The sequence below is a fragment of the Paraburkholderia sp. NPDC080076 genome, assembly GCF_050281145.1.
Taxonomy (GTDB): Bacteria; Pseudomonadota; Gammaproteobacteria; order Burkholderiales; family Burkholderiaceae; genus Paraburkholderia.
This window is the reverse complement of record NZ_JBNNWQ010000012.1, coordinates 1-20,425: the sequence shown is the minus strand read 5'-3', so window position 1 is coordinate 20,425 and position 20,425 is coordinate 1. Positions and strand designations below refer to the sequence as shown.

Below are 20,425 nucleotides of genomic sequence, written 5' to 3'. Positions count from 1 at the left end.
AACCACGGGTGCAAGCCCAAAGGTTGGCTTTTTTGTTTTGTCATGTTCCTTGCATTCGAAAGGGGGCGCGTCTCCGTGAGATAACCGCTCACTCAAAGAACTCAAAGTGAGACCGGTATTGGCTCTCTAGTCTAGCCCTCTAATAAAAAAGTCGCGTTTATTTCGAGGTATCGTCAGTACCTCAGTTTTGTATGTCGTTTGCGGACATGCCGTTGCCAGCCGACGCCGCAGCAAGAGGCGCGAACGCGGCCTCATCACTAGCAAGACGTTGGGGCAACACTTCCTGCAGATACTCGACCCATGTCCTTATTTTTTTATCGAGAGGCAGGGGAGATGAATAAGCCACGTGGACATTACGCGTGTTCACCCTGTACTCAGGCAGGACGCGCACCACTGACTCAGCACGCAGTTCTTGCATTCCAACCCGAAGGGGCAATGGGCCTACGCCCAGACCAGCCAGAATGGAATCTTTGAGTACGTCGCATAGGTCGCTCAGAAGAACTGTGTGGCCGACCGAACATGCCTCATGACCCAATGGCCCCTCAAATTGCCATTCCCCAGATGACACATCGCCAGCGAGATCAATGCACCGATGTTGCTTAAGGTCATAAGGTGTCTTTGGTACTCCGTAACGCGCCAGGTAGACAGGTGAAGCACAGAGGATCGAAGACATCGCACCAAGACACTCAGAGCTTATGCCGGGTACGGGCGGTTCTGATGAGCAAAGAAGTACGACGTCGTGATGGCCAAGCATCGCTTCCTGTATCTGCTGCACCAGTGTAACGCTCACCGAAACCTGCGGAAATCGCTCCAGGTAGCCTGATATCAGACCCGGTAGGTGGTGCCGGTCAAAGCTCGCGGAGACGCCGATCCGAAGTGTCCCAGAGGGCTCGGCGCTCACTCCCAACGCCTCAGCCTCCGCCTGTTCCAAATGTTTGAGAATCACTTCGCAGTGGGAAAGATACCGCTCCCCTGCCTCCGTCAATGCCACGTGCCGAGTCGTCCTATGCAACAGACGTATGTTCAAGTGCGTCTCAAGGTCTGCTATAGCGCGTGATACCTGAGATGTAACGAGGTTGAGTTCTTGTGCTGCCGTGGTAAAGCTGGCAACTGATGCTACGTGAGAAAAGGCACGGATGGCCTGTAACATATCCATGGATCGATTTCGCTCCGTTCGGGCGTTAAACAATCGGTCAATGCCTGGAAACTGACCAGCCATACCACGGGGCGATTTTTTGCCGACCGGGACTGCGATGAATACACCTCTGTGCCCGAGGGGTTCGCACCCTCGTGCGAGCGGCTTTCTTTGGGGAATGTCGCCATAGTGTACTTCAGCAGAAAGGGACGGAGGTTTGCGAAGCGACAGCGAGGTTGAAATGCACGCGGCCGACGAGATTCCAGGCCGGGTGGCGCAACTTGAGGAAATCCTGAAGCGAGACTTTTGATGCCTGGCCGCTGCGTTGCGCATGTCCTATGAACTGTCTTTTCATCTGCTGTAGGACAACCTGATTGCTACGTATTCACTCACGGAAGTTCACCCTCGGCTGACAACCTTCAGCCTTCACGGCGGGCCGTGCTTGACTTGTCCCGCCGCGTGTCACAAATGCAGTGCACACATGGTGTCGCCCCACCCCGCAAATTCGCAGGTCGCGCTTGTGCATGCGCTTGCTCTAGAAGCGATGACGCAGGCCCGCCGTCACTTCGACCTGGTTGGTGGTCGATGAAGGCGCGCTCAGTCCATTGATGAACGCCACCCCGAGTGCGGTGTTCTGGCTCGTGCTGACTGACTGGTAGACACCCTGCAGATACACGTCCGTGCGTTTGGAGAGCTTGTAACCCGTCTGCAGGCCAACCTGGTTCCAGTGCGGAGCACCGCTTCCGGCGTTACCGCCCGCGCGTGAGTATGTATACGCTCCGGACACGTTCATCGCTGGCGTCAGGTTATAGCGGATATTGCCCTCGAAGTTCTGGATATGGGTGCTCAAGCCAGTCTGGAATATCTCAGTCAGGTTGGTCTGTGTGTATACGAAACCAACGACTGCCGGTCCAAACGCGTAGTTCACCCCCGCTCCCCACGTCTGCTGGCGCGCGGCAGTGAGCGCCTGGCCATCCGTCACGGCGCCGTTGGCATTGAAGTTGGCCGCCGCCTGCGAGCTCGCGCCGTTATTCAGGTGAAGGTACCCGGCACCGAAGTTCAAGGGGCCCCAACTGTACGACGCGCCCACGCTGTATGCACGGTTGTTTGCAAAAGCGCCTGCTGCGTTGGAAAAGCCGTACAGCCCACCAAATTGGAAACCCGCATAGTTCGCACTCTGGTACTTGACCGAGTTGTTGATCGAGAAGGAATTGTTGTTCAGGTTATCGTTGTTGAACGGGTGGGCGAAGTGCGTTCCGCCATACTCCGTGCCAGTCAGCGCCAACGGCCCCACATAATCGATCATGCTGTCGTACTGGCGACCTAATGTGACAGCACCAAAGTCGACGCTCGACAGGCCGACAAAGGCCTGACGCCCAAACTCCCGACCGCTTTGTGAAAAGGTCCCGTTGTTCACGTTAAAGCCGCTTTCCAACGTAAAGATTGCCTTCAGACCACCCCCTAGATCCTCCGCTCCGCGCAGGCCCCAGCGGCTGCCCTCCACCGAGCCGCTCGTCATCTGCACGTTGCTGCGGCCGCCTTGGCTTGTGAGTTGGCTGTTCGTGTAGGTGATGCCGGCATCGATCAGGCCGTACAGCGTGACGCTGCTTTGTGCCTGTGCGGCACTCGCAAGCACGCCCAGAAGGGCTGCCGCCATAAGGTTTCTTTTCATTGCATCACTCCAGAAAATTACCGGTGAAATAGCTTCACAAAATGGAGAACGCAGATCTCGAAGCACAAAAATCGCGAAAACCTCGGGCTGTCAATCTCACCGCATCTCTGGGTCGTGACAGCATAAACTCAGCAATCCTTTACATATATAAAGTTTTCTTTTTGGCAAATTTATTATTCACCGTTGTCCATCCGATTGATAGCGGGATGGATTGCATGTTGTAGTGAGCCGACAGATCAGGTTTTCACGACCCTAAAGAAGTCATGCAGACTCAGCCCCATAATGGTGCGCACGAAGACGCATCGTCTGCAACTTTCAGCAAGCGGCCCTTTGAAAAGCGGAGTGGAGTCGGGATCAAACTAAGCTGTTCAAACAGTACTGTGATGAGCAGGCAAGGCCGTTACTCGACGACCTTGGGAGATGGCTGCGGGGTCACCTATTGATCCTCCCGCTGCAGTCGGAAGCAGCGAAGGCAATTAATCACTTCCTGAGCCGGTGGTAGGCACTCATCTATTACTGCGACGACGGCGTGGTACAGATCGACGATAGCATCGTGGAAAACGCACTACGAACCGTCAGCCAGGGAAGAATCCACGGTCGGAATGCACCGCTTACTGCAATTGCGTTTGAGGTCGCTATTAAGCACGCCGGTATCATCAAAGTTCTCGTGGCTGCTGTTCGCTACCGTACAGATACCGTAGGGGCTGAACACGAACTGCGGTTTTTCTCGAGGGGCTATTCACCTGCTGCTGAGCCACTTACTATGGATGAACAGTGCCATTAGTTAGCCAAACCAACAACGACGACGGAGGTAGCGATGAACAGGAGAGTATTTGTACGGACAGGCGCAGCACTAGTTGGCGCGGGTCTTGCGCTCACGGTGCCCCTAGGGGCGGTAAGGGAAGCCATTGCTAACGAGTCCAACGATGCGAAGCGGCGGGCGATCGATGCAAAGGTCCATGGGACCTTGTCGAAGCTGTACGCGAACGTCAAGGGGTCCAGGGAATTGGTCGACAAGGCGAACGGTGTGCTCGTGTTCCCATCGGTGATCAAGGTCGGCTTCGTCGCCGGTGGCGAATACGGCGAAGGCGCATTGCGCGTAGGTGGGAAGTCCGTTGGCTACTACAACACGGTATCGGGGTCATTTGGCCTGCAGGCGGGTGCTCAATCGAAGGCCATCATCTTCCTGTTCATGACCCATGATGCGCTCAACAGCTTTCGCCATTCCAAAGGCTGGTCGGTCGGTGGAGAAGGGTCGGTCGCGGTGTTGAAGGTCGGTGCGAACGGTTCGATCGATACGACAACGGCAACTTCACCAGTCAATGCGATCGTGCTGACCAATGCCGGTCTGATGGGAGATGTGTCGCTCTCGGGAACCAAGGTCTCGCGACTCAAAATTTGAGTGCGGCGATGGCCGCGTTCGTTTCGCGTAGCGTAACGGCTTTGCTTGGGACTCAAGCAAGCACGCTTTCGTGATCGCGCACGTTATTGAAGATGCGGGCGAGGCGCATGCCGTCGCCGCGCAGTTTGAAGGCCGCGTGCTTGTTCAAGACTGACCGGTGGGTAAAGATGTGCGAGAGAAACGTGAAGGCCTATGCCGCGATTCGGAAGCCTTTTAGTACGCTGGCCCTTATGGGGATGGGGTTTGTGCGTGACGGATCGCAGATGCCTGAACTCTCTCGTGTTGCAGTCGTGAGTATCAGTCCCAACGCAATGACATGAGCGCATTCCTGCTCGGACCGGATGGTGGGTCGATTGCCGGGCAACATATCGTAGTGGGCGGCGGTGGGTCGTTCTGAAGACCCGCGTGGACAGATGCGCTTCATAATGCTTGAACCGGCTTGCGCTGATAGCCCGCGGTCGCGAGAAGCAGGCTGCGCGTGTACTCATGCTCGACCTGTTGCGCGCGAATGGAAGCGACATCGCACTGCTCGACGATCTCGCCATTGCGCATGACCGCGACGCGCGAGCAGAGAAAGCCGACCACGGCCAGGTTGTGGCTCACGAGCATCATCGTCAGATTGCGTTCGCGATGAAGCCGTCGCAGCAGATTGAGAATCTCGGCCTGCACGGACACATCGAGCGCGGACGTCGGCTCATCGAGCAGCAGCACGCGCGGTTCGAGAATCAGTGCCCGTGCGATTGCGACGCGCTGCCGCTGGCCTCCTGACAACTGATGAGGATAGCGGAAGCGATACGCCGGACTCAAGCCGACTTCGCGAAGCGCATCCACGATCCGTTCGTCCTGCCGGTCGATGCCGTTGATGGACAGCGGCTCGCGCAAGGTCTGATCAACCGTAAAGCGCGGATGCAGCGAGCCGTATGGATCCTGAAAGACCATCTGCACGTCGCGTCGAAAGGAGCGGTTGATCTTCTCTCCAGGCATATGCGAGCCGACCTTCATATGACCGCCGGCGATGGGCGCAAGTCCGGTCAACGCACGCAGGATCGTCGACTTGCCGGAACCCGATTCGCCGACCAGCCCGAACACTTCGCCTGCGCCGACATGAAAGCTCGCCTCGCGTACTGCGTCAAAGTAACCGGTCTTGGTCCTGAAGCGGACCGTCAGGGCGTTGACGTCGATCATGCTGGCGCTCCTGTCGATTGCGTGAGCCATGTTGCGTCTCGCTTCAGCACGGGCAATTCATCGGGAGGATTGATGAGCGGTGGACTCGCCGCGAGCAGGCCGCGCGTGTAGGGATGCTGGGCGTGAACGAGATCGCGGGCCGCGCAGGTTTCCACCACGCGCCCCGCGTACATCACGACGACGCGGTCGCAGAACGACATCACGAGCGGCAAGTCATGGCTGATGAAAATGAGGCCCGTGTCGTGCTTTTCGATCATTTCATCGAGAATTCCGAGCACCTGCATCGAGACGAGCACGTCGAGCGCGCTGGTCGGCTCGTCGGCGACGAGCAGTCGTGGGCCGGACGACACCATCATGGCGATCATCACGCGTTGTCCCATGCCGCCCGACAACTCGTGCGGGTAGGCATCGGCGACACGCTCCGGATTGCGGATGTGCACCGCCGCCAGCGCCGCGATGATCTTCTCGCGCATCCCGCGGCGGCCTAGCTTCGGGCCGTGCAGTTCGAACGCTTCGCGCATCTGCTGCGCGACGGTCATCACCGGGTTCAGTGAGTATTTTGGATCCTGCAGGATCATGCCCATCTGCTGGCCGCACAGTTGCCGGCGTTTGCGTGCCGACATCGCCAGCAGATTCTGACCATCGAACTTCATCGCCTTCGCATGGTATTGCGCGGCAGGCGGCAGCAGGCCGAGCAGCGCGCGCCCGGACAGCGATTTGCCCGAGCCGGATTCGCCGACGATGCCAAGCCGCTCGCCGCGATGGAGCGTCAGCGACAGGCCGCGTACGGCTTCCGTCAATTCGCCGTCGTGACCGCGAAAGCCGATTCGCAGGTCGTCGATTTCACACAGAGGCTGGGTCATATCGGCTGGCATGTCAGTTTCCATGGCGCGGATCGAAGACATCTCGTAGACCGTCGCCGAGCAGGTTGAAGGCGAGACTCACCAACAGAATGGCAAAGCCCGGAATGGTGGCTACCCACCACGAATCGAGCAGCACATTGCGGCCCGACGCGACCATGTAACCCCACTCGGGGCTCGGCGGTTGCGCGCCGAGGCCGAGGAACCCAAGACCCGCGACGGTGAGAATGATGCCGGCCATATCGAGCGTCGCGCGCACGATCACCGACGACGAGCACAGCGGCACGATATAGCGCAAGAGAATGCGTATCTGCGACGCGCCCTGCAACCGCGCGACGTGAATGAAATCGGCTTGGACGAGCCGCAGGGTCTCCGCCCGCGCAAGACGTGCATAGGCCGGCCATGCCGTAATCGAAATCGCGATCACCGCGTTGATGACACCCGGTCCCAGCGCGGCCGCGAACGCGAGCGCCAGCACGATCTTCGGGAACGCGAGGGCCACGTCCGTGACCCGCATCAGGGCGTTATCGACCCAGCCGCCAAAGAAGCCAGCGGTGGTGCCGATCAGGAGGCCGACTGGAACCACGATCACCACGACCAGAATCGCGATCGAAAGCGTGAGCCGCGATCCGTAGATCAGCCGGGAGAGGATGTCGCGGCCAAGCTGATCGGTGCCGAACCAGTGTGACGGCGAACCCGGCGGCAGAAGGCGGTCGGAGAGGACCTGCTGCAGCGGATCGTGCGGCGCGATCAGCGGTCCGATTGCCGCGACGACGATAAGCAAGGCGAGAATCACAAAGCCGAACACAGACAGCGGATTGCCCGCGAAGCGCCGCCAGCGCCGATAAGCGAGGCCAAGCGCGGCCTGTTTGCGTGACGCGGGTGTGTCGCTCAGCAGCCAGTCTTTCCATCGTCGGGGCGGGGCATTCATCGGCCAGTCCTGCGTTTGCGTTGATTGATCGAACGGGGGAAGCACGAAAGAAACCGGCGGGGCATCAGCGGGCGCGCGGATCGAACACACGATAGAGTGCGTCGGTCAGCAGATTAAGCGCAATGAACGTGACGCCGATCACGAGTGTGCTGCCAAGTACGGCGTTCATATCGGCATTCAGCAGCGCGCCAGTCAGATACGACCCGATACCGGGCCAGGCGAAGACGATTTCGGTCAGTACCGAACCTTCGAGCAGATAGCTGTACGTGAGTGCGATGATGGTCAAAAGCGGTACGGCGATATTGCCGAAGGCGTGACGCCAGATCACCCGGCGCTCGGGCAAGCCTTTTGCGCGTGCCGTGGTGATGTACTCCTGGCTCAACTGCTCGAGCATGAACGAACGCGTCATCCGGCTCAGATAAGCGACCGAGTAGTAGCCGAGAATGGACGCAGGCAGCGCGATATGGGAGAACGCATTGAAAAACACGTCCCATTCGCCGGCGATGAGTGAATCGACCAGCAGGCTGCCCGTATGCGTATCGACCATACCGTCGAATACGGGATCGACGCGCCCAGGGCCGGCTACCCAGTGCAGCTTCGCATAGAACAACAGCAGTCCCATCAGTCCAAGCCAGAACACCGGCACCGAACTGCCAACAAGACCGATAAAGCGTGCAACATGATCGATCCAGCGGTTGTGGCGCACGGCGGCGATCACGCCCAGCGGCACCCCGATCAGCACACCGATGATGGTCGATAGGGTCGCGAGTTCGAGCGTCGCGGGGAACACGCGCTGGATGTCTTCGATGACAGGGTGCGCCGTCAGCAGCGACATGCCGAAGTTGCCATGCAGCACATCGCGCACGTAGATCAGGAACTGCACGGTGAGCGGCTTGTCGAGCCCAAGCTGCAGGCGTGCCGCCGCATAGGCTGCCGCCGAGGCGCGATCGCCGAGAATCGCCAGTACCGGGTCGATCGGTATCTTGCGGCCGATCACGAACGTGACGGCCAGCAAGCCGGTAAAGGTAATCACGAGCGTGAAGATCCAGCGCACGAGGCGCAAGGTCCAGCGCACACTGGCGCTTTCAGCCGAAAGCGCGCGCATGCGTTCGAGAGTCGTGAGAGAAGTCGACATGATGGGTTCCCCGGCCGAAGGCGAAACCAGGACAGTTTCGCCTTCGCCGCATACGTTACTGCTTCTTCAGGTCGCGATACGACACGAGGTCGTTGATCGGGCCCACTTCGAGCCCTGTCACGCCCGGCCGCGCGGCGACCTGCGAGACCTGTTGGAACATGATCACGAAGGGTGAGTTCGCAAGCATCTGCTTCTGCATCGTCTGGTACAGTTCGGCACGCCTCGCGGTCGACGATTCGGCGAGCGCCGCGTTGGTTTCCTTCGTCAGATCAGGAATATCCCACGAGTTGCGCCACGCGAGCATCTTGTACGCCGACTTGTCGGAGTTGTCCGGATTCCAGGTGAAGCCCTGCGCATTGCTGTGCGGGTCGATGTAGTCCGCCGACCATTCGCCGATATAGATGTCGTGCGAGCGCGAGCGGTACTTCGCGAGCGTCTGTTTGTTGTCCCCCGGGATGATCTGAACCTTGATGCCGCCTTGGGCAAGATTGGCCTGCACGGCCTCGGCGATTTCACCGTACGGGTAGCCGTTACGCACGTCCATCGTCACGGAGAAGCCGTTCGGAAGCCCGGCTTTTGCCAGCAGCGCCTTGGCCTTTGCGACGTTCTGCTGGTAAGGATTCATGTTCAACACGCCGAGAAAGCCTTCCGGGAGGAAAGTTTCGTGCACCTTGTAGGTGGTCTTCGCGACATTGCTCTGAATGCCGTTATAGTCAATCAGCCACTTCATCGCTTCCTGGACTTCCGGTTTTGCCAGGTTCGGATTCTTGACGTTGAGGCCGAGGTATAGAAGTGTCGCCTGCGGCACGGCGGTCACATGGGCCTTGCCTGATTTCGTGAGCGCGGCGAGATCGTCCGGGCTCAGATTGCGCGCCACATCGACATCGCCGTTCTCAAGCAGCAGGCGCTGGCTCGATGCTTCCGGCACGTGACGCAACACAATGCGCTTCATCGCGAGCGGTAAGCGGTAGCCGTCGAAGCGCTGCAATACGATGCTGTCGTTGGCCGTCCACTTGACGAGCTTGTAGGCGCCGGATCCCGCCTCGTTCGTGCGCAGCCAGTCGTTGCCGAAGTCATTGCCTTTCTGGTGCGAGAGCAGCAACTGCTTGTCCACCACCGATGCAGGCCACGCGCCAAGCACGTTCAGGACAAAGGTCGGGGCGTATTTCTGGTCGGTCGTCACACTGACAGTTGTGTCGTCGATCTTTTTCACGTTGTTGAGCACGTTGTCCCTGGTCAAGCCGATACCTTGCAGCACGGCGGCCGCGCCTTTGTCGAGCAGGACCGTGCGCTGGATCGACCAGGCGACGTCGTCGGCGGTCAACGCATTGCCCGAGTGGAACTTGAGACCCGGACGGATCTTGAACGTGAAGGTCAGACCGTCGGGGCTGACGGTCCATGATTGTGCGACATCACCGTTGAACTTCGACGGATCCTTCAGATCGACTCGCACCAGCCGGTCGTAGGTATTCGCCACATATTCTTCTGGCACCAGCTCGTAGACTTCGCCGGGATCGAGCGTGGTGAATTCGTCGAGGAAAGTCGCCATGACGAACATGTCTTTCGGCGTCGCCGCCGCAGCGGGGCTGGCCGCTGTGAACGACAGGGTCAAGGCGGAGACGATCGCTGCCGCCGTCAATGCATTGCGCAGTACCAGTTTCATACTCGCTCCATAAGGTAATGGGGTAGAGCCTGTCAGGGAACAACGGATGGGGAAATCGAAAGCCACTACATGAGGCGTAACGGGCCGCTTTCACTGTTGTCGATCAGAGGCAGCGCACGGGAGCCAGGCAGCTCGTAATGCCACCATTCGTTCTTGATGTGCGTGAAACCCGCGGCGTGCATGATGCCGAGCAGTAACAGGCGGTTGCTCTGCACGTGCTCGGGTAGGCCAGGATGGAAGTGCTCGGATTCGATTGTCATGGCGTCGAAGCCCGTGCCCATGTCGAGTTCGCTGCCGCTGGCATCGAGCAGCGTCAGGTCGATCGCCGTGCCGCGGCTATGGTTCGAACCACGGCCAAGCTCAGCGATGTAGGTGGGATCCGGCAGAAAATCCCACAGCACCTGCTGCGCCTGGGGCGGACGGTAGGCGTCGAAAATCCGCAGCGTCAGGCCGGCGTCGCGGGCAATCTTGACCGCCTTCCGCAGCCCGGCTTCGGCTGGTTCGAGCAGCAGGCAGTGGGCCTCCTTGTAGATGGGCTTGCCGGTCAGGTTACGCTCGGTGGCATAGACGAGGTCAATGTCGACGCCGTGCGTGGCGGGCGTGATTTCGATGAGTCGCGGTTCTGTCATGGAGGGCGGTGGAATATCCAATGAAAGAGGGTTCAGCGATCGAACCGGTTAAATTCGCCTTGCAGATTCGCAGCTATGCCCGCGTCAAAAGCCGGAGGGTGCGCGGATCCCGGCGCACCTCAATGGCCACGCTGATTTCAATGAGCGACGCATCTTTATGGGCGGGATTGAGGATGAAGTTAAAGGCAAAAGGCATCACGGCGCTGGGCACCTTGAGAAGGGCAGAATTCGCATGCGCGAGCCACTCCGTCCCGGCGGCCTGGGTCCAGGCCTGGTCGTCGCGCCAATCGGGCGGAAAACCATCCTCTTCCATTTCGGCGATCGTCATGCCTTCGTCGACCTCGACCTTCAGCAGTTGATAGGTATCGGGGAGATCCGCGGTACCGCCGATTTCCTGATGCACAAGCGTTTCCAGAAGGGCGCCAGCAGGATGCTCCGCCAGATAGACCACAGAATGCCCTGCGAAATGCCATCTCCCGGGTGCACGGAGTCCGCCAATTCCTTTCAGATCGGCGAAGTTGCTGATTCTCCATAAGACCATCAGGCGAAGTACCCCTCGTCGATCTGGATCAATGCATCCTCAACCAGACGCGCCCCATGTTCAGTGCTAGCCATCTCGAGCGCACTGCGGCCTGTGAAGCGTTTCTGCGGGTTTCGCAGCCAGTGCATCGCTTTTGCAGTGTTTCCGAAGACCGCTGTCGCCCGCGCCAGGATGCGCGCCAGACGGATGGCCCGGTCGGATTCCTCGGTTGAGAGACGTTCGTGCTGCTGACGCCTGTGAGTCAGGGTGCGCCGTGGAATGATGAATGCGAGTTCATCCGCCTTCAGTCCCTGCGCCGTCAAACGGTCGATAACTTCAACGGCCAGCCGCTCGCTTGCGAGCTCGGCGAGATCGGTTTCGTTGCGAATGCGCGCGTCAAGCAATTGCCCGAGCATCGTCAGTTCCGCCCGGCGCGGGTTTCCGGCTCCGGTAGGCACGAAGGCGATTGTGGTCATGGCAACTCCGTTTCGGCAAAATGCTCACTCATTATAGGCATTTGCCGAAATCGCGCTTGGGCGATGGAGGCATCCGACTGATCGGTGTGGCCACCGGCGTGTCGTTGCCGTCGACATGCACAGTTTTATTCCCGCGCGTGGCCAATCGAAGTTTGGCTGGTAGGGCGTCGAGAACTGCGCTGTCATTTGTAGCCCGTTTGCCGGTTGGCTCCGCTACGTGAGGCCTGATCAATACCTGCCTCGCCTGTGACGGCCGACGTTCAGCCCGATGAAGTCCGCCTTGCCGCTGAAATCGACCCGCTGAAGGCCGAATTTCCGAAGGCCCGCGAGCTGTGCCGCGAGGTCTGCGCGCTGCTGTTCTTCCGCTTCGGCATCACGCCGACCGCAAACCGGCTGTATCAGCTGTTGAAGCGCGGCGGCATGAGCACGCCGACGCAGATGCTCGGCGGGTTCTGGGTTGAGTTGCGCGCGAAGAGCCGCGCGCGGATTGACCAACGGACCAAGTAAAGCGGAAAAGCGGACAAGTATGGCATTCAGGATCAAGGCCGCCGATCAGAAGCGCATCGATGCAGCGTTCGGCGAACTGACGGGGCAGCGGAGCACGTTGGAAGAGTCTGTGCGTGTGTTCAATGAGGCGGTTGCGGCGGCACGTGCGAAGCTGCAACGAGACGTGGACGCATATAACGAAAAGGTCGAAACGGCGCGGGGCATGCTCGATGACGTGCATCGCGCCTTTGAAGACGAATTCGACGATAGGTCGGCGAACTGGCGGAACGGAGACAAGGGAATCGCGACGAAGGAATGGATCGATTCGATCAATGCCTTGAATTCGAGCCTCTGCCCTTGGACCGCTTTGTCGATTGGGAATTCAAGGTTGGGGGCGTGAGCCGGAAGGTTGCCCGCAAAGCGCTTCATACTTTCAGCGATACCGATCTCGTGTTGCAAGCCGTGCTCGATGGCCATGGCACCGCGCAACTCGCGGCTTACCAGGTGAGCGGGCTCTTACACGAGGGCCGTTTGCACGCGTGCCTCGCCCAGCACGCGCCCGATGGTTGCGGCCGCTATACCTGTTATCTCAGCCGCCAGCATTTGCCGGCCGCGAATCCGCGTGTTTATCGGCTACATAACCGGGCAGATCCGAGCTCTCGATCTGCAGTGTCCTACTCAAGTCTCCTTGTCCTTCCGTCGTTGATTGTCCTTTCCGCGACAACACCGTGAGCTCCTTCGCGGGGCTACTGCCGCTCGACGACCACATCTACGATTTGCCCTGACGGTGGCTGCGCAAGCTGCTTGAAGCGAACCAGCAAACAACATCCCGTAAGAATCGTGCGAAAGCGTATAGCAGTCTTTACTGCTTTGCGCGAGCGCACGTCAGTGGTCGCGGCAGAAGAAGCTGTTGCGATGCGTTTTACGCAGCACCTCTCCAATTAAGGAACGATCCGTGAAAGAAGAAGATATCCGCAAGAGCGCCTTTGCGATGCCCGTACACAATCCGGCCTATCCGCGTCCGCCGTTCCGCTTCCTCAACCGGGAGTACTTCATCATCTCGTACGAGACGGACATGGACGCGCTTAGGGCCGTCGTTCCGGAACCCCTAACAGTCGACAACGCGATCGTTCACTACGAGTTCATTCGCATGCCCGATTCGTCGGGGTTCGGCGACTATACGGAAAGCGGCCAGGTGATCTCGGTCCTCGACGAGGATGGAGATCGCGCCAACTTCACCCACGCGATGTATCTGGACGACGAGGGCCCTATCGCAGGCGGACGCGAAATCTGGGGATTTCCGAAGAAGCTCGCTTCGCCGAGACTGTGCGTCGATGGCAAGGACACGTTGCTCGGCACGCTCGACTACGGTACGCAGCGTATCGCTACCGGAACGATGGGCTACAAGTATCGTGCACTCGATACGGCCGCCGAGCGCCGCAAGCTCGCCGACACGCCTAACTATCTGCTCAAGGTCATTCCGCACGTCGACGGCTCGGTGCGCATTTGCGAGCTGGTGCGTTTCTTTTTGCGCGATGTCGATGTAATCGGCGCGTGGGGAGGGCCAGCAGCGCTCGAGCTCCATCCGCACGCACTTGCATCGGTCGCCGATCTGCCGGTTCGCAAGGTAATCGGCGCACGTCACGTCATTGCAAATCTCACACTCGATGTCGGCGAGGTGGCGTATGACTATCTCGCGCCCGCCGAGTCAATGAAACTTGCAGTCAACCAGTAAACTCTCACGGAGGATATATGTCATTGAATGACAAGGTCGCGCTCGTTACGGGAGCAGCAAGCGGCATCGGTGAGCAGTGCGCCCGCAAGCTCGCGGCAGACGGCGCGACGGTCGTGATCGCGGATCTGAATCTCGCGAACGCCCGAAAGGTCGCTGAAGATATCGTAACGAACGGCGGGAAAGCCATCGCCGTCGCGATGGACGTAACCAGCGAAGAAGCGGTCAATGCGGGTGTTGCCGAAACGGTGAGCCGGCTGGGCGGTCTCGACGTCCTCGTTTCGAATGCCGGCATCCAGATAGTCAACCGGATCGAAGACTACGCATTTGCCGACTGGAAGAAGATGCTTGCCATTCACCTCGACGGCGCGTTTCTCACGACCAAAGCCGCCATCAGGCACATGTACGCGTCCAACAAAGGGGGCGCGGTGATCTACATGGGCTCGGTTCACTCGCACGAGGCGTCGCAGCTCAAGTCGGCCTATGTGACCGCCAAACATGGGCTTCTCGGTCTCGCTCGTGTTCTTACGAAGGAAGGCGGCCCGCGTGGCGTGCGCGCCAATGTCGTGTGCCCGGGGTTCGTCAGAACACCGCTGGTCGACAAGCAGATCCCGGAGCAGGCAAAAGCCTTGGGAATCTCCGAGCAGCAGGTTGTGAAGGATGTGATGTTGAAGGAGACCGTCGACGGCGAATTCACGTCCCTCGCCGATGTCGCCAACACGGTCGCGTTCCTGGCCGGCTTCGAGTCGAACGCGCTCACCGGGCAATCTATCGTGGTCAGCCACGGCTGGTTCATGCAATAAGGAGACGAACATGAATGCGAGCCAGCGTAACAAGCTACAGCAGCCCCACTACCTGAAGCTCCCCTTGTATAACGAAATCGGACTCGTGCTTCAGGGCGGCGGGGCACTGGGCTCATATCAGGCCGGTGTATATGAAGGTCTGGCCGAAGTTGGTGTCGAACCCACCCGTATTTCCGGGGTATCCATTGGCGCACTGAACACGGCGATCATCGCCGGCAACGCTCCCGCGAATCGGGTAGAGGCGCTGCGCGGCTTCTGGAACACGATCAGTCAACCGGCGGATGTCGTCTCGCGCGTCGGCGCGCGCATACCTTCATGGCCGGGGCTTGAAGACATGGGGCGCCGGTGGGCAAGCGCGTGGGCTGCAACGCGCACGCTGCTGGAAGGCCAAGAGGGGTTCTTCTCCCCACGCAGGCATGTGCCTTTCGCAGAACTCTGCAGGAAACGTCCTGACCAGGTTAGCTACTACGACACCTCGGCCTTGCGCGAAACGCTCTTGAGATACGCAGACTTCGATCGTATCAATGATGGGAACATTCGCGTGTCCGTTGGGGCGGTCAACGTGCGAACCGGCAATCTTGTCTACTTCGACAATTCGACAATGCGTCTGGCACCAGAGCATTTCATCGCGTCCGGCGCGTTACCGCCGGGCTTTCCGGCCGTCGAGATCGATGGAGAGTTCTACTGGGACGGGGGGCTGGTTTCCAATACTCCGCTCACCGAAGTTATCACGGAAAGCCAGCATAAGGACACGCTCATTTTCCAGGTCGATCTGTGGAGCTCACGAGGCAAGCTGCCGGGTGACTTTCTGGACGTCAGCGAACGTACCAAAGACATTCAGTATTCGAGTCGTACGCGAGCGATTACTGCATTCATGTCGCAGAACCAGAAGCACGCGCAGATGATCAAGGCGCTGCTCGAGCACATTCCAGAGAAGGTGCGACTTGCTCACCCGTTGCTTCAGGAGGCCCAGAAAACGGCAGATGGCGGTGCGGTGAATGTCGTCCATCTGATCTACAAGAACAAGTCGTTCGAGGGGCACTACAAAGACTATGAATTCAGCAAAGATACGATGCGCGAGCATTGGGCGAGCGGTCTCGAGGACATTCGCCGTTCCTTCGGACACCCCGAGTGGTTCGATATTCCAAGCCGCGAGATCGGCTTTGTCACGCGGGATGTGCACCGCTATCGGCAGGAGGTCGACGACACCGCCGGTCCGGTCAAAGAGGTTTTGCTGCAACCGAATCACTCGCCGGAGGTAGAACTGTCAGGCGCGAAATAGCGCAGATCGGATCCCACCATGGGTCATTCTATTTTGCTGCACCGCCGGTATGCCGGTCAGGGTAGCGTCGGCCTCGGGCAGTCCGGTTTAGGCACAGCGATGAACGATCTTCGAGGCGGGACGTTGCAAGCCGATGGAGGGTGCCATGTTGTCGCATGAATTGATCGCGCGGTACGGAATGTTAGTGGTATTCCTAAATTTTCTCGGCTCTTCCCTTGGCCTGCCATTGCCTGGCACACCGACATTGATCACGGTCGGAGCAGCTATTGTGCTCACCACCGACGTTGCGTTGTCGACGTTGCTGCATTTCGCGACGATACTGGCCACTGCTGTGATTGGCGGCGTGCTCGGCGACCTGATGTGGTATCAGGGCGGCAAGCGATACGGGGAGCGCGCGCTTTACCGTTTGCAAACTGTCGCTATCGCGCGAAACGTGCGTCAGGAAGACGGAGCGCTTCTTTGGGCGCTGGGGAGTCCGCGTCCTGGTCGTTGCGCGGTTCGTACCGGGTCTGTCGCTCGTTGTCGTGCCGCTGTGCGGTGCGATGGCCGTCGGGTTACGTTCCTTTGTCTTGCACGATTGCGCAGGTGTTGCCCTTTGGGCATCGACTGGACTGGCTGTTGGTGCAATATTCGCGTCGCAGATCGACATGATTTTTGTACTTGTCTCCCAGCGTGGCTGGCAAGCATTGATCGCAATCGGCATCGCATTGACGCTTTACGTGTTGTATCGATACTGCCGGCTAATCATGCTGGCCAAGGCACTCGAAAAAGCGCGGATCAGTGTGGGCGAGTTCCATGCATTGCTCGCGAACAGCCCACGGCCTGTCATGCTCGATATCCGGTCCGCCCAGCGCAGGACGCTCGATCCGTTTGTCATTCCCGGCGCTGTGCTTGCCGATGAACGGGAGCTGCAGCAGATCATGGAGCGCTATGGGGCAAACCGGACGCTCGTCATCTATTGTTCGTGTCCGAACGAGATATCCGCGGCGTGGATGGCCAGGCGGTTGCGACTGGCCGGGGTCAAGCTTGCATTGCCGCTTACCGGTGGTATCGATGCATGGCGCGGGGAGGGCTTCGACGTCGATCCGATTAAAGCGATGGAAGACGCTGCAATTAGTGGAGAGCAGATAACGCTTGTCGCGCACTGATTGCGGTCGTCGCTACCGAAGCGTCAAGGCAATCCAAGAGGGGTTTCCTGGGGATTTCGACCGCGAAGCTCACTCTTCGGGCACGAATGCTCACTCTCGCCTCAACCAATCGAACCGCAATGGCTCCGGTTTCTGTAGATCAAAAGTGCAATGCCGGGCGTATCAAGCGTTGTCCCATCCGTGGCAATATGCCACTGTCAGCAATCTGTTCTGGCCGAAGACGCAATGCTGATTCGCGACGGCGGCGGCAAGGTCCCGAACTCCGCTAAGCCGATGGAAGGCGGCCGGCGCATCGCACAGCTTTTCTACGCGTCGTCGCTGCGTCACGGCAGCGGACTCGGCGTCAAGCTCATGCTGCTGAACGGCCATGGGCGCTGCTGCGCTTTATCGAAGGCAAACTCGAATCGGCACAGTCGTTCGCAACGGACGGGAACGCACTATTCGTATCGATGTGCAGCGCAACCCTGACAAGCTCGCCCGCATCTCGGCAGTACACTCCAGCGGCTGAATGCCGACCTTCGCGGCACTGGCGTAACTCAACTCACCGATTGCTCCTTCGCGGGCAACACTGTGAGCCCGTCCGCATGCCTACCGTGACACGCTGCCTCCGTCTACGATGACTTCGTGCGGCTCATTGCCGCCAACGGCACCTGCAAGGCAGGGTGGCCAATCATCGTCGCCAGGAGAAAACATGACGCAGCGTCTCAACTATTTTCAGCAATCGCCGGTACTGGTCAAGAAGTTCATTGAGCTCAACAACTTGCTGAAAGACGGCACCATCGAAGAATCGATCCGTGACCTGGTCTCAATCCGGGCGTCGCAACTCAATGGTTGTGGATTCTGTCTGGACATGCACGTGAAGGAGGCGCATATTCACGGCGAGCGTGAGCTGCGCATCCATCACCTCGCGGCGTGGCGCGAGTCGACGCTCTTCGCACCACGTGAGCGCGCCGCGCTTGCCTGGACGGAAGTGCTGACCAGGCTTCCCGAACACGGCGTCCCCGACGACATCTACGAGCGCGTGCGCACCCAGTTCTCCGAACAGGAGCTCTCGGACCTGACGTTCGACGTGATGGCGATCAACGGATGGAACCGCGCGAACGTCGCGTTCAAGATGGTGCCGGGTTCGTTCGACAAGGCATTCGGTCTGGACAAGGCGAACCTCGCCTGAGCGGACTATTTCGCTTTCTCTTCAATCTGGGCCCGCGCGGGCGGGCCGCGTCACTCAGGAGCACACTATCATGCTTCGTTTGAAAAACTCCGCTCTGGCCGCGCTTTTCATCGTAGGCGCGTCGTTCGGCGTGGCTCGCGCCGCCCCGCCCGACGCGATCGTCACGCCGTTGATGACGCAGTCTCTCCCCGACTATCCTGGCAAGGAAGCCCTGATGATCAGCGTCGAGTATCCGCCGGGTGCGGCGGACCCCATCCATCGGCATCACGCGCACGGTTTTATCTACGTACTTGAAGGATCGGTCGTGATGCAGGTCAAAGGCGGCAAGGAAGTCACGCTGACGCCCGGACAGACCTTCTATGAAGGTCCGAACGATGTTCACACAGTCGGACGCAACGCAAGCCAGACCAAGCCGGCCAGGTTCATCGTGCTGCTGCTGAAGGATAAGGGCGCGCCCATTCTTGTTCCGGAAAAGTAATCGCAAAACAGCGTCTGCATGCCCGAACCGCCAGAAAAAAAATGGCGAACCTTGTCACAGATAGCAGCGCTGATACGTCTAGTCGCTATGGACTTCACGGATCGCGCTTCCATGTCAAACTACTTATCAGACCGCCCCTCCGGCTGCACCGACCCGTTCGCGAGCAACTTTGCGACCAGCTACGCCGGCGTCGTTTCTTTTCTCGCCGTTGCCAACGAAGGCAGCTTTTCTCGCGCGGGCGATCGCCTCGGCATCGGCCGCTCCTCCGTTAGCCGCAACGTGCAGAAGCTCGAGGCCCAGCTCGACGCGCGCCTCTTCCTGCGCACAACGCGCAGCACGTCGTTGACGCGCGAGGGCGAGCTTTTCTACGAAAACTGCCAGCCCGGCATAGAGCGCATCGCCCAGGCGCTGGAAGACATGCGGGAACTGCGCAACGGACCGCCTCGCGGCCATCTGCGCATCGTCTCGACGCCGGGCTTCGGCCGCAAGATCGTGGCGCCCCTGCTGCGGGGCTTTCATACGCGCTATCCCGAGATCGCCCTCGAACTGCTGTTGAACGATCGGCCCGCCGACTTCACGTCCGATCGCGTCGACGTTTCGTTTCACGACGGGCGCATGGAAGACAGCGGAATCGTGGCGCGCCAGCTGATTCCGATGCAGATGCTCGTGTGCGCGTCGCCGGCTTATGCACGACAACACGGGTTGCCGCGGCATGTCGATGAACTGGCGAGTCATCGCTGCATCAACTTCCTGACCGCGTCAGGCCGCATCAGTGAGTGGGAGTTCAAGGTCGACGGCCTTCCGCAGCGGCGCCAACCCGTCGCACAGCACATATTCAACGACCCGGATCTGATCGTGCAGGCGGTGCTGGACGGGCTGGGCGTTGCGCAGTTGCCGGCGTACCAGGTCTGCGACCTGCTGGGCGACGGGCAGTTGGTCAGTTGTCTCGCACAGCACGCGCCGGAAGATGGCGGCCACTACATCTGCTATCTCAGCCGCAAGCAACTGCCCGCGCGGGTCCGCGTGTTTGTCGACTATATGACCGAGCATACGAGAGCGCTCGACCTGCAGTGTCTGACCACGATCACGGCGCGATCGTCGTTGTCGACGGTCGAATGACGGCATCTGAACGACCTTGTATTGATTGATGCTCGTCATGCAACACGGTGCGTCCCGCTGCGGCCCTACCGCATGACGCAGTGCATGCCTACCATGCTTTCTGTACGGACGGCGCGCGAATCGCGGCCCGTCCGGCACAGCACCGGCAAACCCATCCGCACCTTCCGCACTGCGATGCAAAGCCGGAGTCGAACAAATGGTGGCGGCGCGAGAGCCGCGCGCAAGCTCATTCATGGAGAGACATCGTGAAGATCGTCGTGATTGGTGGCACGGGACTCATCGGCAGTAAAGTCGTCAAGAATCTGCGCGCGCGCGGTCATGCGGTCGTTGCCGCGTCGCCCGCATCGGGCGTGAACACAATCACTGGCGAAGGCCTGAAGGATGCGTTGGCGGGCGCGAATGTCGTGGTCGATCTGGCCAATTCACCGTCGTTCGAAGATGCCGCCGTGCTCGAGTTCTTCGAGACGGCCGGGCGCAACCTGTTTGCGGCGGAGATTGCCGCGGGCGTACAGCATCACGTCGCGCTTTCTGTCGTCGGCACCGACAGGCTCGCGGAAAGCGGCTATTTCCGCGGCAAGATCGCTCAGGAAAAGCTGAT

Annotated in this window: 20 protein-coding genes and 4 pseudogenes; 14 read left to right on the top strand and 10 right to left on the bottom strand. The window is 59.5% G+C overall.

Going from position 1 to position 20,425, the window contains the following annotated elements; translation table 11 throughout:
• Positions 1 to 181: 181 nt before the first annotated feature.
• Positions 182 to 1,150 carry a LysR family transcriptional regulator gene (locus tag ACQKRQ_RS34645; RefSeq protein ID WP_427482320.1) on the bottom strand — a complete coding sequence of 323 codons (969 nt, stop codon included), beginning with the start codon at positions 1,148 to 1,150 and terminating at the stop codon, positions 182 to 184.
• Positions 1,151 to 1,670: 520 nt separating this feature from the next.
• Positions 1,671 to 2,807, bottom strand: coding sequence for a porin (locus ACQKRQ_RS34640; RefSeq protein ID WP_408178695.1), 1,137 nt, complete (start codon positions 2,805 to 2,807; stop codon positions 1,671 to 1,673).
• A 391-nt stretch (positions 2,808 to 3,198) separates the two neighbouring features.
• Here ACQKRQ_RS34640 and ACQKRQ_RS34635 point away from each other — a divergent pair.
• A pseudogene (locus ACQKRQ_RS34635) lies at positions 3,199 to 3,396 on the top strand (IS66 family transposase); the annotation flags it as partial.
• 228 nt (positions 3,397 to 3,624) lie between these two features.
• A complete protein-coding gene (locus tag ACQKRQ_RS34630) occupies positions 3,625 to 4,209 on the top strand; it encodes a BPSL1445 family SYLF domain-containing lipoprotein (protein ID WP_427482007.1) in 585 nt (194 codons plus the stop codon).
• A 420-nt stretch (positions 4,210 to 4,629) separates the two neighbouring features.
• Here the strand turns inward: ACQKRQ_RS34630 and ACQKRQ_RS34625 are convergent, their stop codons facing one another.
• From ACQKRQ_RS34625 to parS, 8 genes are all read right to left on the bottom strand, one after another.
• Positions 4,630 to 5,394, bottom strand: coding sequence for an ABC transporter ATP-binding protein (locus ACQKRQ_RS34625; RefSeq protein ID WP_427482006.1), 765 nt, complete (start codon positions 5,392 to 5,394; stop codon positions 4,630 to 4,632).
• Complete coding sequence (locus ACQKRQ_RS34620; protein WP_427482004.1) at positions 5,391 to 6,269, bottom strand: ABC transporter ATP-binding protein; 879 nt, start codon at positions 6,267 to 6,269, stop codon at positions 5,391 to 5,393. The genes ACQKRQ_RS34625 and ACQKRQ_RS34620 overlap by 4 nt, the downstream gene beginning before the upstream one ends.
• Position 6,270: 1 nt before the next feature.
• A complete protein-coding gene (gene nikC, locus ACQKRQ_RS34615; protein ID WP_427482003.1) occupies positions 6,271 to 7,185 on the bottom strand; it encodes a nickel transporter permease in 915 nt (304 codons plus the stop codon).
• A 64-nt stretch (positions 7,186 to 7,249) separates the two neighbouring features.
• On the bottom strand, positions 7,250 to 8,320 hold the full coding sequence (locus tag ACQKRQ_RS34610; protein WP_427482001.1) for an ABC transporter permease: 1,071 nt from the start codon (positions 8,318 to 8,320) through the stop codon (positions 7,250 to 7,252).
• A gap of 55 nt (positions 8,321 to 8,375) precedes the next feature.
• Complete coding sequence (locus ACQKRQ_RS34605; protein WP_427482000.1) at positions 8,376 to 9,983, bottom strand: ABC transporter substrate-binding protein; 1,608 nt, start codon at positions 9,981 to 9,983, stop codon at positions 8,376 to 8,378.
• A 65-nt stretch (positions 9,984 to 10,048) separates the two neighbouring features.
• Positions 10,049 to 10,612, bottom strand: a complete 564-nt coding sequence (gene ddpX, locus ACQKRQ_RS34600) for a D-alanyl-D-alanine dipeptidase (RefSeq protein WP_408178772.1) — start codon at positions 10,610 to 10,612, stop codon at positions 10,049 to 10,051.
• A 73-nt stretch (positions 10,613 to 10,685) separates the two neighbouring features.
• Complete coding sequence (locus ACQKRQ_RS34595) at positions 10,686 to 11,156, bottom strand: RES family NAD+ phosphorylase (RefSeq protein WP_427482318.1); 471 nt, start codon at positions 11,154 to 11,156, stop codon at positions 10,686 to 10,688.
• Positions 11,153 to 11,608: a type II RES/Xre toxin-antitoxin system antitoxin gene (gene parS / locus ACQKRQ_RS34590; protein WP_427481998.1), complete on the bottom strand. Its 456-nt coding sequence runs from the start codon at positions 11,606 to 11,608 to the stop codon at positions 11,153 to 11,155. The genes ACQKRQ_RS34595 and parS overlap by 4 nt, the downstream gene beginning before the upstream one ends.
• 246 nt (positions 11,609 to 11,854) lie before the next feature.
• On the opposite strand from parS, the pseudogene ACQKRQ_RS34585 reads away from it, so the two are divergent.
• From ACQKRQ_RS34585 to ACQKRQ_RS34530, 12 genes and pseudogenes are all read left to right on the top strand, one after another.
• Positions 11,855 to 12,100, top strand: a pseudogene (locus ACQKRQ_RS34585) (DNA-binding protein); the annotation flags it as partial.
• Entirely contained in the window at positions 12,096 to 12,494 is a 399-nt protein-coding gene (locus tag ACQKRQ_RS34580) for a hypothetical protein (protein ID WP_427482333.1), read from the top strand. The pseudogene ACQKRQ_RS34585 and the gene ACQKRQ_RS34580, both read left to right, overlap by 5 nt.
• Positions 12,428 to 12,800, top strand: a pseudogene (locus tag ACQKRQ_RS34575) (LysR substrate-binding domain-containing protein); the annotation flags it as partial. The gene ACQKRQ_RS34580 and the pseudogene ACQKRQ_RS34575, both read left to right, overlap by 67 nt.
• Before the next feature lie 249 nt (positions 12,801 to 13,049).
• Positions 13,050 to 13,829 carry an acetoacetate decarboxylase gene (locus tag ACQKRQ_RS34570; protein ID WP_427481996.1) on the top strand — a complete coding sequence of 260 codons (780 nt, stop codon included), beginning with the start codon at positions 13,050 to 13,052 and terminating at the stop codon, positions 13,827 to 13,829.
• Between the two features lie 17 nt (positions 13,830 to 13,846).
• The gene (locus ACQKRQ_RS34565) at positions 13,847 to 14,629 is read left to right on the top strand and encodes a 3-hydroxybutyrate dehydrogenase (protein ID WP_427481994.1); all 783 of its coding nucleotides are present in this window, start codon (positions 13,847 to 13,849) and stop codon (positions 14,627 to 14,629) included.
• A gap of 10 nt (positions 14,630 to 14,639) precedes the next feature.
• Positions 14,640 to 15,911: a DUF3734 domain-containing protein gene (locus ACQKRQ_RS34560; protein ID WP_427481992.1), complete on the top strand. Its 1,272-nt coding sequence runs from the start codon at positions 14,640 to 14,642 to the stop codon at positions 15,909 to 15,911.
• A 647-nt stretch (positions 15,912 to 16,558) separates the two neighbouring features.
• The gene (locus tag ACQKRQ_RS34555) at positions 16,559 to 17,059 is read left to right on the top strand and encodes a thiosulfate sulfurtransferase GlpE (protein WP_427481990.1); all 501 of its coding nucleotides are present in this window, start codon (positions 16,559 to 16,561) and stop codon (positions 17,057 to 17,059) included.
• 201 nt (positions 17,060 to 17,260) lie between these two features.
• Positions 17,261 to 17,567: pseudogene (locus ACQKRQ_RS34550) on the top strand (RNA polymerase subunit sigma-24); the annotation flags it as partial.
• 183 nt (positions 17,568 to 17,750) lie between these two features.
• Positions 17,751 to 18,230, top strand: coding sequence for a carboxymuconolactone decarboxylase family protein (locus tag ACQKRQ_RS34545; RefSeq protein ID WP_427481989.1), 480 nt, complete (start codon positions 17,751 to 17,753; stop codon positions 18,228 to 18,230).
• Between the two features lie 70 nt (positions 18,231 to 18,300).
• Positions 18,301 to 18,708: a cupin domain-containing protein gene (locus tag ACQKRQ_RS34540; protein WP_427481987.1), complete on the top strand. Its 408-nt coding sequence runs from the start codon at positions 18,301 to 18,303 to the stop codon at positions 18,706 to 18,708.
• Between the two features lie 111 nt (positions 18,709 to 18,819).
• The gene (locus tag ACQKRQ_RS34535) at positions 18,820 to 19,827 is read left to right on the top strand and encodes a LysR family transcriptional regulator (protein ID WP_427481986.1); all 1,008 of its coding nucleotides are present in this window, start codon (positions 18,820 to 18,822) and stop codon (positions 19,825 to 19,827) included.
• Positions 19,828 to 20,072: 245 nt separating this feature from the next.
• Positions 20,073 to 20,425 (top strand): SDR family oxidoreductase (locus ACQKRQ_RS34530; protein WP_427481985.1); only part of this gene is annotated, 353 nt, incomplete at its 3' end.

Excerpts from the sequence above, each read along its gene's own strand:
- ACQKRQ_RS34535 (WP_427481986.1), top strand. The coding sequence starts at position 18,820 with ATGTCAAACTACTTATCAGACCGCCCCTCCGGCTGCACCGACCCGTTC.
- ACQKRQ_RS34610 (WP_427482001.1), bottom strand. The coding sequence starts at position 8,320 with ATGTCGACTTCTCTCACGACTCTCGAACGCATGCGCGCGCTTTCGGCT.
- ACQKRQ_RS34555 (WP_427481990.1), top strand. The coding sequence starts at position 16,559 with ATGATTTTTGTACTTGTCTCCCAGCGTGGCTGGCAAGCATTGATCGCA.
- ACQKRQ_RS34620 (WP_427482004.1), bottom strand. The coding sequence starts at position 6,269 with ATGCCAGCCGATATGACCCAGCCTCTGTGTGAAATCGACGACCTGCGA.
- ddpX (WP_408178772.1), bottom strand. The coding sequence starts at position 10,612 with ATGACAGAACCGCGACTCATCGAAATCACGCCCGCCACGCACGGCGTC.
- ACQKRQ_RS34545 (WP_427481989.1), top strand. The coding sequence starts at position 17,751 with ATGACGCAGCGTCTCAACTATTTTCAGCAATCGCCGGTACTGGTCAAG.
- nikC (WP_427482003.1), bottom strand. The coding sequence starts at position 7,185 with ATGAATGCCCCGCCCCGACGATGGAAAGACTGGCTGCTGAGCGACACA.
- ACQKRQ_RS34560 (WP_427481992.1), top strand. The coding sequence starts at position 14,640 with ATGAATGCGAGCCAGCGTAACAAGCTACAGCAGCCCCACTACCTGAAG.
- ACQKRQ_RS34645 (WP_427482320.1), bottom strand. The coding sequence starts at position 1,150 with ATGTTACAGGCCATCCGTGCCTTTTCTCACGTAGCATCAGTTGCCAGC.
- ACQKRQ_RS34630 (WP_427482007.1), top strand. The coding sequence starts at position 3,625 with ATGAACAGGAGAGTATTTGTACGGACAGGCGCAGCACTAGTTGGCGCG.
- ACQKRQ_RS34540 (WP_427481987.1), top strand. The coding sequence starts at position 18,301 with ATGCTTCGTTTGAAAAACTCCGCTCTGGCCGCGCTTTTCATCGTAGGC.
- ACQKRQ_RS34605 (WP_427482000.1), bottom strand. The coding sequence starts at position 9,983 with ATGAAACTGGTACTGCGCAATGCATTGACGGCGGCAGCGATCGTCTCC.
- ACQKRQ_RS34565 (WP_427481994.1), top strand. The coding sequence starts at position 13,847 with ATGTCATTGAATGACAAGGTCGCGCTCGTTACGGGAGCAGCAAGCGGC.
- ACQKRQ_RS34640 (WP_408178695.1), bottom strand. The coding sequence starts at position 2,807 with ATGAAAAGAAACCTTATGGCGGCAGCCCTTCTGGGCGTGCTTGCGAGT.
- ACQKRQ_RS34625 (WP_427482006.1), bottom strand. The coding sequence starts at position 5,394 with ATGATCGACGTCAACGCCCTGACGGTCCGCTTCAGGACCAAGACCGGT.
- parS (WP_427481998.1), bottom strand. The coding sequence starts at position 11,608 with ATGACCACAATCGCCTTCGTGCCTACCGGAGCCGGAAACCCGCGCCGG.